Origin of the sequence: Phenylobacterium sp. (assembly GCF_035276905.1) — a bacterium.
Lineage (GTDB): Bacteria > Pseudomonadota > Alphaproteobacteria > Caulobacterales > Caulobacteraceae > Phenylobacterium.
This window is the reverse complement of the sequence record NZ_DATELG010000183.1, coordinates 1-9,570: the sequence shown is the minus strand read 5'-3', so window position 1 is coordinate 9,570 and position 9,570 is coordinate 1. Positions and strand designations below refer to the sequence as shown.

13 protein-coding genes are annotated in these 9,570 nt (G+C 70.9%); 8 read left to right on the top strand and 5 right to left on the bottom strand.

The features are described from left to right. From VJS38_RS08395 to VJS38_RS08385, 3 genes are all read left to right on the top strand, one after another. Nucleotides 1–210 (top strand): FeoA family protein (locus tag VJS38_RS08395; RefSeq protein ID WP_324087701.1); only part of this gene is annotated, 210 nt, incomplete at its 5' end. Continuing rightward, a complete protein-coding gene (gene feoB, locus VJS38_RS08390) occupies nt 207–2,087 on the top strand; it encodes a ferrous iron transport protein B (RefSeq protein WP_324087700.1) in 1,881 nt (626 codons plus the stop codon). The genes VJS38_RS08395 and feoB, both read left to right, overlap by 4 nt. A gap of 107 nt (nt 2,088–2,194) precedes the next feature. Further along, entirely contained in the window at nt 2,195–2,506 is a 312-nt protein-coding gene (locus VJS38_RS08385) for a hypothetical protein (RefSeq protein ID WP_324087699.1), read from the top strand. Nucleotides 2,507–2,517: 11 nt separating this feature from the next. Here the strand turns inward: VJS38_RS08385 and VJS38_RS08380 are convergent, their stop codons facing one another. From VJS38_RS08380 to hppD, 5 genes are read right to left on the bottom strand one after another with little or no spacing between them, the layout of a single operon-like run. After that, nucleotides 2,518–3,003, bottom strand: a complete 486-nt coding sequence (locus VJS38_RS08380) for a MarR family winged helix-turn-helix transcriptional regulator (RefSeq protein ID WP_324087698.1) — start codon at nt 3,001–3,003, stop codon at nt 2,518–2,520. Next, entirely contained in the window at nt 3,000–4,004 is a 1,005-nt protein-coding gene (locus tag VJS38_RS08375) for a fumarylacetoacetate hydrolase family protein (RefSeq protein ID WP_324087697.1), read from the bottom strand. The genes VJS38_RS08380 and VJS38_RS08375 overlap by 4 nt, the downstream gene beginning before the upstream one ends. Before the next feature lie 47 nt (nt 4,005–4,051). Further along, nucleotides 4,052–4,312 carry a hypothetical protein gene (locus VJS38_RS08370; protein WP_324087696.1) on the bottom strand — a complete coding sequence of 87 codons (261 nt, stop codon included), beginning with the start codon at nt 4,310–4,312 and terminating at the stop codon, nt 4,052–4,054. 1 nt (nt 4,313) lies between these two features. Further along, complete coding sequence (locus tag VJS38_RS08365) at nt 4,314–5,291, bottom strand: isoaspartyl peptidase/L-asparaginase (protein ID WP_324087695.1); 978 nt, start codon at nt 5,289–5,291, stop codon at nt 4,314–4,316. A gap of 3 nt (nt 5,292–5,294) precedes the next feature. Then, complete coding sequence (gene hppD / locus VJS38_RS08360) at nt 5,295–6,395, bottom strand: 4-hydroxyphenylpyruvate dioxygenase (RefSeq protein WP_324087694.1); 1,101 nt, start codon at nt 6,393–6,395, stop codon at nt 5,295–5,297. Between the two features lie 111 nt (nt 6,396–6,506). Between hppD and VJS38_RS08355 the strand changes: the two genes are divergently transcribed. The 5 genes from VJS38_RS08355 to VJS38_RS08335 form a co-directional block, all read left to right on the top strand. Beyond that, nucleotides 6,507–7,085 carry a YqaA family protein gene (locus VJS38_RS08355; protein WP_324087693.1) on the top strand — a complete coding sequence of 193 codons (579 nt, stop codon included), beginning with the start codon at nt 6,507–6,509 and terminating at the stop codon, nt 7,083–7,085. A gap of 28 nt (nt 7,086–7,113) precedes the next feature. Continuing rightward, nucleotides 7,114–7,632, top strand: coding sequence for a disulfide bond formation protein B (locus VJS38_RS08350; protein WP_324087692.1), 519 nt, complete (start codon nt 7,114–7,116; stop codon nt 7,630–7,632). After that, entirely contained in the window at nt 7,629–8,210 is a 582-nt protein-coding gene (locus VJS38_RS08345; protein WP_324087691.1) for a demethoxyubiquinone hydroxylase family protein, read from the top strand. Before VJS38_RS08350 ends, VJS38_RS08345 begins: the two co-directional genes overlap by 4 nt. Before the next feature lie 167 nt (nt 8,211–8,377). After that, nucleotides 8,378–8,662, top strand: coding sequence for a hypothetical protein (locus tag VJS38_RS08340; protein ID WP_324087690.1), 285 nt, complete (start codon nt 8,378–8,380; stop codon nt 8,660–8,662). 137 nt (nt 8,663–8,799) lie between these two features. After that, on the top strand, nt 8,800–9,570 hold a 771-nt coding region (locus tag VJS38_RS08335), incomplete at its 3' end, for a CsgG/HfaB family protein (RefSeq protein WP_324087689.1).

The following is a 9,570-nucleotide window of genomic DNA, read 5'->3' as shown; positions in this document are numbered from 1 at the left end:
CACGGGGTCGGCGTCGAGGAGCTGCAGCGCCGGCTGCTGGAGTTCGGCTTCGTCGAGGGCGCTGAGATCGAGGTGCTGCACGAGGGCGCCATCCGCCGCGACCCGATCGCGGTTCGCGTCGACGACATGCGCGTGGCGCTGCGCCGGCGCGACGCCGAGGACGTCTGGGTGCGGTTCGCGACGCGCGCAGTCGGCGCCCGCCGCGGATGAACGCCGTCACCGATACCCTCGCGCGGACGGCGCGGGTCGCGCTGGTGGGCAATCCGAATTCCGGCAAGACGGCCCTGTTCAACGCGCTCACCGGCAGCCGCCAGAAGGTCGCCAACTACGCCGGCGTCACCGTCGAGCGGAAGGAAGGCCAGCTGAAGACCGCCTCGGGCCGCACGCTCTCGGTGCTGGACCTGCCCGGCACCTATTCGCTGCGCGCCCGCAGCCCGGACGAGGCGGTGACGCGCGACGCGGTGCTGGGCCGGCTCGCCGGCGAGCAGACGCCCGACGTCCTGGTCTGCGTCGCCGACGCCACCAACCTGCGGCTCGTCCTGCGGCTGATCCTGGAGCTGAAGGCCGTCGGCCGGCCGATGGTGCTGGCGCTCAACATGTACGACATCGCCCAGCGCCAGGGCCTGAGGATCGACCTTGTCGGGCTGCAGCGCGAGCTGGGCTGCCCGATCGTCACCACCGTCGCCACGCGCAAGCGCGGCGTCGACGACCTGGTCGCCCAGATCGACGAGACCGCCCGCGCCGTCCCGACCGGCGAGAACACCTGGCGCGAGCCGACCGCGGCCGAGATCCGCCAGGCGCATCGCGAGGCGCAGCGCATCCTGAAGGCCTGCGTGCGCCCGCCCGAGCGGCCGGATACCCTGACCGGCCGCATCGATTGCGTGCTGCTGCACCCGGTCGCGGGCCTAGCGATCCTGCTGGGCCTCTTGTTCCTGATGTTCCAGGCGGTGTTCACCTGGGCCAAGCCGGCGCAGGACCTGATCGACTCCGCCTTCCAGGCGTTGGGCGGCCTCGTCGCCCACGAGCTGCCGCCGAGCCTGCTGACCAGCTTCCTGACCGACGGGGTGATCTCCGGCGTCGGCAGCGTGCTGGTGTTCCTGCCGCAGATCCTGGTGCTGTTCCTGTTCATCATCCTGCTGGAAGACTTCGGCTACATGGCCCGGGCCGCCTTCCTGATGGACCGCATCATGGGTGGGGCGGGCCTGCACGGGCGCGCCTTCATCCCGCTGCTCTCGTCCTTCGCCTGCGCCATCCCGGGAATCATGTCGACGCGGGTGATCGACAACAAGCGCGACCGGCTGACCACCATCCTGGTCGCCCCCTTGATGACCTGCTCGGCGCGGATCCCGGTCTACACCCTGATCATCTCGGCCTTCATCCCGCACCGCACGGTGTGGGGGGTCCTGAGCCTGCAGGGGCTGGTGATGTTCAGCCTCTATGCCGCGGGGATTCTCAGCGCGCTCGGCGTCTCGTTCCTGATGCGCAAGCTGTTCTGGCGCGGCGCCGTCGAGCCCTTCCTGATGGAGCTGCCGACCTACAAGCTGCCCGATCTGGAAAACGTCGCCCGCAACCTGTTCCTGCGCGGCAAGATCTTCATCGAACGGGCCGGGCGGATCATCTTCCCGCTCATGATCCTGATCTGGTTCCTGTCGTCCTTCCCCGGCGCGCCGAAGGGGACGACGGATCCGGCGATCAACTATTCGATCGCAGGGCGGCTGGGCCACATGCTGCAACCGCTGCTGGCGCCGATCGGCTTCAACTGGCAGATGACGGTGGCGCTGATCCCGGGCTTCGCCGCGCGCGAGGTGGCGGTGGCGGCGCTGGGCACCGTCTATGCCGTGGGCGACGCCGACTCCGCGCCGGGCACGCTCGCCACCATGCTGGCCCACCACTGGTCGATCGCCACGGGGCTGTCGTTCCTGGCCTGGTATGTCTTCGCCCCGCAGTGCGCCTCGACACTGGGCGTGGTGAAGCGCGAGACCAACTCCTGGCGCTGGCCGATCGTCATGCTGTTCTACATGACCGCCCTGGCCTATCTGGCGTCGCTGGTGGTGTACCGCGCCGCGGTTGCGGGCGGGCTGGGGTAGAGGCGGAAAAAGGGTTACCGAATCCTAAACCTGGACGCGAATTAACCACCTGTTCAACCTGGACTTTAACCGGCCGTCAAACCCACTTGCGTCATGGTTGCAGGGCCATGTCAAAGCCCCTGGAAAACGCCCCCGAACCGCGCTCCAGCAAGAAGCTGGCGCGTCCCAGTCAAAACCTCGCCAAGCGCGTCCGCGACGTCCTCGTCTCGTTCGGCGGCGAAGCGCACCGCGCGCTGGTGATCGAGCAGGTCGCCCGTTCGCTGGGCCACGACGTCCGGCAGATCCCGGACGAGCTGCAGGCCGCGCTGATCCACAGCTTCGAGGAAAACTGGCGCGACGAGCGCCGGCGCGCCGCCTACGGCTTCCACCTGCCGTTCGGCGAAGGCTCGCACCGCTGGGGCGTGCGCACCGTTCACTGACGGGGCCAGGCTCAGCCGATCGGCGGCCGCTCGCCCTCGCCGACCAACGCCGCCGCCGCGGACTGGAGGCGCGTCAGCAGCCGGCGCAGGAGCGTGACCTCTTCCGGCGCGAGGCCGGAGATCAGGGCCGTCTCGTAGGCCAGGGCCAGGGGAGCGATCTCGGAAAACAGCCGCCGGCCTTCCGGCGCCAGGGCCAGCATGTGCGAGCGGCCGTCGGCGTGATGCTCGGAGCGGTCCACCAGGCGACGGGCCGCCAGCCCCTGGACGGCGCGGCTGACGGTGACCTTGTCCATGAAGGTGCGTCCGACGATCTGCCCCTGGGTCAGCCGGCCGTCTCTCGCCAGCACGCAGATCACCCGCCACTGCGGGATCGTCAGGCCGAAGCGGTCCTGATAGGCCCGCGCGATCAGGCCGGACACCGCGTTCGACGCCACCGACAGGCGGTACGGCAGATAGCTGTCGAGCCGCAGCCGCGCCTCGGCGTCGTCGGCGCTCATGGCCCCCTCACCTCCTGCTCTATGGCGCCGAAGATGGTGCGGCGGCGCGCGTCGCGCATCTCGATGCGCACGACATCCTTGGCCTTGAGGAAGGGCGTCCGCGGCGCGCCGTGCGTCAGGGTCTCCACGGTGCGCAGCTCGGCCAGGCAGGAATAGCCCGCCCCGCCCTCCTCGATCGTCCGGCCCGGGCCGCCGTCGGGTCCACGGTTGGAGACCGTGCCGGAGCCGATGATCGTGCCCGCGGCGAGGTCGCGGGTGCGGGCGGCGTGGACCGCCAGGCTCCCGAAGTCGAAGGTCATGTCGACGCCGGCGTCCGCCTGCCCCAGGGGCCTGCCATTCAATTCAACCTCCAGCGCGCCGCACAACCTTCCGTCGCGCCAGCCATGGAGCGAGTCCGGCGTCACCGCCACCGGAGAGAAGGCCGAGGCCGGCTTGGACTGGAAGAATCCGAAACCCTTGGCGAGCTCTCCCGGGATCAGGTTGCGCAGCGAGACGTCGTTGCACAGCATGACGAGCCGGATGGCGGCGAGGGCCGCCTCCCGGTCCGCGCCGCGCGGCAGATCGCCGGTGATGACCGCGACCTCGGCCTCCAGATCCAGTCCCCAGCTGTCGTCGGCGAGGGGGATCGGGTCGCGCGGCCCGAGGAAGCCGTCGGAACCGCCCTGGTACATCAATGGGTCGGTCCAGAAGCTGTCCGGCATCTCCGCCCCGCGCGCCTTCCGCACCAGGGCCACGTGATTCACATAGGCCGAGCCGTCCGCCCACTGGTAGGCCCGCGGCAGCGGGCTCGCCGCGTCGTGCTCGTGGAACCGCTCCCGCGGGACGGCGCCATGCTCCAGCGTCCCGGCCAGCGCCCGCAGCATCGGCTCGGCGCGCTCCCAGTCGTCGAGCGCCGCCTGCAGCGTGGGCGCGACCGCGTCGGCCGGCGCGTACCAGGCCAGGTCGTCTGAGACCACCACCAGCCGCCCGTCACGGCCGTCCTTCAGAGACGCGAGCTTCATTCCGGTTCCTCACCCGATGTTCCCTTCGCGGCAGCCCCTTCCGCCGCCTACCCCGAACGCTTGATCACCCGGGTCAGCCGCACGCCCGCCTCGTACGCCTGCGGCGGATAGACGACGACCTCGACGCGGATGTCGCCGCCGGCGCCATCCTCCCACAGGTAGCTGCGCTCGAAGGCGACCTCGCGGCCGGCGGGCGTGAAGCCCTCGAAGATGTCGCCCCACGGCGTGTGGGCCGCAAGGTCGCGCCAGGCGAGCGTGCAAGCGCGCTCGAGCTCCTCGCGCGCGGCGGCTTCCAGGTCCTCGCCCACCTTAGGGGTCGTCCTTGTAGAGGCCGACCGTCAGCGGCTCGGCCGCGCCGATGCGGGCGCGGTACATGCCCGCGGTGTTGAAGCTCCAGGCGACGGCGCCGTCGGGGGAGACCGCGATCACCCCGCCGTCGCCGCCCAGCGCGGTCAGTTGCTCCTGCACCACCGCGTCCGCCGCCGCCTGCAGGGCAAGGCCCCTGTGCTCGACGAGGGCGCAGATCTCCTTGGCCACGGCCAGGCGGATGAAGTACTCGCCGGCGCCCGTCGCCGAGACTGCGCAGCCGCGGTTGGAGGCGTAGGCGCCGGCGCCGATGATGGCGCTGTCGCCGACCCGGCCCCAGCGCTTGCCCGTCGTCCCGCCGGTCGAGGTCGCCGCCGCCACGTCGCCGTAGACGTCGCGGGCCACCACCCCCACCGTGCCGCGCTTGCCCTCGTCGTGGGCGAGCGCCGCGGCGAGGTCGTCGACCACGCCCGCAGGCCTGGGCGGCGGCGGCAGGCCGCGCTCGTCGAGGGCGTGCTCCAGGGCGCTCCAGCGCCGCAGGGTGAAGAAATAGGCCGGCGGCGCAGTCTCCAGGCCCTCGCTGCGGGCGAAGGCTTCCGCGCCGTGGCCGACCAGGAAGACATGGGGCGATCGCTCCATCACCGCGCGCGCCAGCGAGACCGGGTTCTTGATGCTGATCACCCCGGCCACGGCGCCCGCCGCCAGGTCGCGGCCGTCCATGATCGACGCGTCCATCTCGACCTCGCCGTCGGCGGTGAAGGCCGAGCCGCGCCCGGCGTTGAACAGCGGGTCGTCCTCCATCGCCCGCACGCCCTCCTCGCAGGCGGCGAGCGCGCGGCCGCCGGCGCGCAGCACCGCGGCCCCCGCCTCGGCGGCGTGCGCCATGGCCCGACGATAGGCCGCCTCCTGATCAGGACGCAGCAGCCCGCGCTCGATCACCCCCGCGCCGCCGTGGGCGGCGAGAGCCCAACCCCCGCCCACGGCTCAGCCCTGCCTGGCGGTGAGCACGCCGCGGCGGATCTGGTCGAGCTCGATGGACTCGAACAGGGCCTTGAAGTTGCCCTCGCCGAAACCTTCGTTCCCCTTTCGCTGGATCAGCTCGAAAAAGATCGGGCCGATCATGTTCTCGGTGAAGATCTGCAGGAGCAGGCCCTGTCCCTGCGTCGGCGCGCCGTCGACGAGGATGCGGTCGGCCTCCAGCCGCTGCAGGTCCTCGCCGTGGCCGGGCACGCGCGCGGCGAGCTGCTCGTAATAGGTCTGCGGCGTATCCTGGAAGCGCACGCCCCGCGCCCGCATCGCCTCGACGGCATGGAAGATGTCCGGGGTCCCGAGCGCCACGTGCTGGATCCCCTCGCCGCGGTAGTCGCGCAGGAACTCCTCGATCTGGGAGCGGTCGTCCTGGCTCTCGTTCAGCGGGATGCGGATCTTGCCGCAAGGGCTGGTCATGGCCTTGGAGAAGAGGCCGGTCTGCTGGCCCTCGATGTCGAAGTACCGGATCTCCCGAAAGTTGAAGATCCGCTCGTAGAAGTCGGCCCAGGCGGCCATGTGTCCGCGGAAGACGTTGTGGGTCAGGTGGTCGATGTAGGTCAGGCCCACGGAGTTGGCCGCCGCCGTCTCGGCCGCGCCGGGGATGGCGACGAAGTCGACGTCGTAGATCTCCTGCGCGCCGTAGCGGTCGACGAGATAGAGGTTCGAGGCGCCGATGCCCTCGATCGCGGGGATGTTCAGCTCCATCGGCCCGACCGGCCCGGTGACCGGCTTGGCCCCCCGTTCGACGGCGAGCTTGAGGGCGCGGCCGGCGTCCTTCACCCGGAAGGCCATGGCGTTGGCCGAGGGCCCGTGGGCGCGGCGGAAGTCCGCCGGCTGGCCGGACGGCTCCATGTTGAGGATGAAGTTGATGTCGCCCTGGCGGAAGCGCAGCACGTCCTTCGACCGATGACGCGCCACGGCGGTGAAGCCCATCAGCTCGAACAGGCCCTTCAGCCGCTCCGGCTCGGGCGAGGTGAACTCCACGAACTCGAAGCCGTCGGTGCCCAGAGGATTGTCGAATAGATCCTCGGCCGCGATCGTCGTCTCGGCGCCCATCGCGCACACTCCACACCGAAATTTGGTCACAGACGAAACTATATAGCGCCGGACGAGACAAGGCCCGCGGCGCCTGCTAGCTGAACGCGTAAATCCTCCGTTGGGGCGTCGATGCTTCGCAAACTCTACGACTGGGTGATCGACCTGGCCGGATCGCGCCATGCGCCGCTGGCGCTGGCGATCGTCTCCTTCGCGGAGAGCTCCTGCTTCCCGATCCCGCCGGACGTCATGCTGGCGCCGATGGTGTTGGCGAAGCCGCAGCGGGCGTACCTGTTCGCCGGCATCTGCACCATAGCCTCGGTGCTCGGCGGGCTGCTCGGCTACGCCATCGGCGTCTGGCTGGCGCCGCTCGGCCACACCATCCTGGGCCTCTTCGGCCATCCGCAGGGCCAGGAGGAGTTCCACCAGTGGTTCGCCCAATGGGGCGTCTGGATCATCCTGATCAAGGGGCTGACGCCGATCCCCTACAAGCTGGTGACGATCACCGCCGGCCTCGCGCGCTTCGACCTCTTCACCTTCGTCTGGGCCTCGATCGTCACCCGCGGCGCGCGCTTCTTCCTGTCGGCGACCCTCTTGAAGTACTTCGGGCCGGGGATCCGCGCGGAGGTGGAGCGCCGGCTCGGCCTCTACAGCGCGATCTTCGCGACCCTGCTGGTCGGCGCGGTCGTCGCGCTGAAGGTCGTTGGCTGAGCCGCGCTTTGGGCTCATATCGAGGGCGATGACCGGCTTCCTGCGCCCCTTCCTAGACCGCTGGCGGCTGTGCGCGGTCGTCGCCTCGGCGGCGATGCTGGCGATCGCCCACGCCTTCGAGACCTTCGGCCACCTCGCCCCCTGCACCCTCTGCCTGAAGCAGCGCGAGGTCTACTGGTGGGCGGGCGGGCTTGCCGCGGCTTTCATGATCCTGGTCCGGCTGCCGGGGGGACCGCGCCTGCGGCAGGCGACCTGCTGGATCCTGGGCCTGGCCTTCCTGGCGGGCGCCGGCCTGGCCGTCTACCACGCCGGCGCGGAGTGGAAGTTCTGGCCCGGGCCCACGACCTGCTCCGGCGCCGGCTCGGCGGGCGTCAGCGCCGACGCCATGTCGGCGCTGCTGCAAGGGGCCAAGGTCCGCGGCCCATCGTGCGACAAGGCCGCCTGGGTGTTCCTCGGTCTTTCCATGGCCGGCTGGAACGCGCTGATCTCGCTGGCGTTGGCCGGCTTGAGCGCCGCCGCGGCGCTGCGCGAAAGGTCGAAGGCATGACCGACAAGCCCGCTCCCGCCGCCCACTTCGTCGCCCCGCGGCCCGGCGGGGGCAGCCTTGCCGCACGGCTGGCCGAGATCCTGCGCGTCGACCACGCCGGCGAGCTGGGCGCCGTGGCCATCTACCGCGGCCAGCGGGCGGTGCTGGGCGAGGCCCGCGGCCAGGCGCGCGTCGCCGGCCAGCTTGCCGAGATGGAGGCGCAGGAGGCGCTGCACCTTGCGCGGTTCGAGAAGCTCATCGCCGAACGCCGGGTGCGGCCGACCGCGCTGGCGCCGGTCTGGCGGCTGGCCGGCTTTGCGCTCGGCGCCGGCACGGCCCTGCTCGGCGAGAAGGCGGTCCACGCCTGCACCGAGGCGGTCGAGACGGTCATCGAGCGGCACTACGCCGGCCAGATCGAGGAGCTCGCCGCCCTCGAGCCCGAGCTCGCCGCCGAGCTTTCGAAATTCCGCGACGAGGAGGTCGCGCACCGCGACAAGGCCGTCGAGGAAGGCGCGCGCGAGGCGCCGGCCCACCGCCTGCTCTCGGCGGTCGTCGGCGCGGGCTGCCGCGCGGCGATCAAGCTCAGCGAAAAGCTCTGATCCACAAGCGCGCGAGGCGTGCGCCGTCGACAGCCGCTCGGGAATCGGCCGCATTTGCGGTCGGCTCCAGGGACCACGCGCGGTTGCGCCCCATCCACAAGACACAGCCTTTACGGAGTCGCCAAGAGGAAGGAGTTCTGCTTTTGTTCACCTATCGGAGGCGCAGCATGGCAGACGGAACTTCCTGGCGGGCGACGGAGCCGGCGACCGGGGCGGTGCGGCTCGGCCAGGTGACGGCGGGACGCTCGACGCTCTGGGCGCAGTGCGGTTGCGGCTTGCAGGCGGTGCTCGATCCGGGGCCGTGGCTCGGCCAGGGCCTGGCGCGCCATCCCCTGCCCGCGCTCGAGGACCGGCTGCGTTGCGCGTGCGGCGCGCGGCAGGCGAAGCTGGAGATTCGGGGGCTGGCCGAGGCGCCGGCGGCCGCCGGGAGCGGGATCTTCATCTTCCGCTGAGGTTCAAGCGATCACTCGGATCAACCGCAAATAGGCGGCCGTATGCAGGTACAGCCTTGCCGTATCGCTACGGCGCAGCCATTGAATGCCTTCAGTCGCGTGATACCCTGAACTCCGTTCTTCGAGGATCGTCTCCCATGCGCAAGATCACCATCTCCGTCGTGCTCGCCGTGGCGGCGGCGGCGATGACAGCCTCTCCGGCCGCCGCCCAGTACGGCATGGACAAGAAGGGCCCGAAAAACGCCGCTACGCCGGAGCTGCCGCATTGCGCAGCGCCGCTCGGCCGCGCGGCGATCCAGGAGCCGGAGACCCGCTGGTGGACCCAGCTGGGCCTGTCGAGCCCGGAGACCCTGCTGAAGCTGTTCGCCATGCGCTCCAACTGCCTGCGGATCGTCGACCGCAACATGGGCCTGGCGATGCGCAACCAGGAGGCCGAACTGGGCGCCGGCGGCGACCTGCGGCGCGGCGCCAACATCGGCCGCGGCCAGGTGGCGGCGGCGGACTTCTTCATCATCCCCGACATCGCCAACTCGAATTCGAACTCTGGCGGCAACAACATCGGCGCGATCGCCGGCGCGTTCGGCAGCCGGCTGGGCGGGTTCGGCGCGCTCGCGGGCGGCCTGCGCACGAAGAAGTCCGAGGCCCAGGCGCTGATCACCCTGGTCGACGCGCGGACCACGGAACAGCTCTACGTGGCCGAGGGCGTCTCGCAGAAGACCGACATCGGCTTCGAACTCGGCGGCGGCGGCGGCGGCTGGAGCGGCTTCGGGGCCGCGGCCGGCGGCGGCTATTCCAACACCGAGATCGGCAAGGTCATCACCGCGGCCTACTTCAACGCCTTCGTCGACCTGGTCGGCTACATGCAGCACAACGCGCCCACCGGCGCCCAGGTGAAACAGGCGGCCGGG

What these genes read in the sequence shown, in the direction of transcription:
- feoB (WP_324087700.1), top strand. Translation starts at nt 207, where the DNA reads ATGAACGCCGTCACCGATACCCTCGCGCGGACGGCGCGGGTCGCGCTG.
- VJS38_RS08385 (WP_324087699.1), top strand. Translation starts at nt 2,195, where the DNA reads ATGTCAAAGCCCCTGGAAAACGCCCCCGAACCGCGCTCCAGCAAGAAG.
- VJS38_RS08380 (WP_324087698.1), bottom strand. Translation starts at nt 3,003, where the DNA reads ATGAGCGCCGACGACGCCGAGGCGCGGCTGCGGCTCGACAGCTATCTG.
- VJS38_RS08375 (WP_324087697.1), bottom strand. Translation starts at nt 4,004, where the DNA reads ATGAAGCTCGCGTCTCTGAAGGACGGCCGTGACGGGCGGCTGGTGGTG.
- hppD (WP_324087694.1), bottom strand. Translation starts at nt 6,395, where the DNA reads ATGGGCGCCGAGACGACGATCGCGGCCGAGGATCTATTCGACAATCCT.
- VJS38_RS08355 (WP_324087693.1), top strand. Translation starts at nt 6,507, where the DNA reads ATGCTTCGCAAACTCTACGACTGGGTGATCGACCTGGCCGGATCGCGC.
- VJS38_RS08350 (WP_324087692.1), top strand. Translation starts at nt 7,114, where the DNA reads ATGACCGGCTTCCTGCGCCCCTTCCTAGACCGCTGGCGGCTGTGCGCG.
- VJS38_RS08345 (WP_324087691.1), top strand. Translation starts at nt 7,629, where the DNA reads ATGACCGACAAGCCCGCTCCCGCCGCCCACTTCGTCGCCCCGCGGCCC.
- VJS38_RS08340 (WP_324087690.1), top strand. Translation starts at nt 8,378, where the DNA reads ATGGCAGACGGAACTTCCTGGCGGGCGACGGAGCCGGCGACCGGGGCG.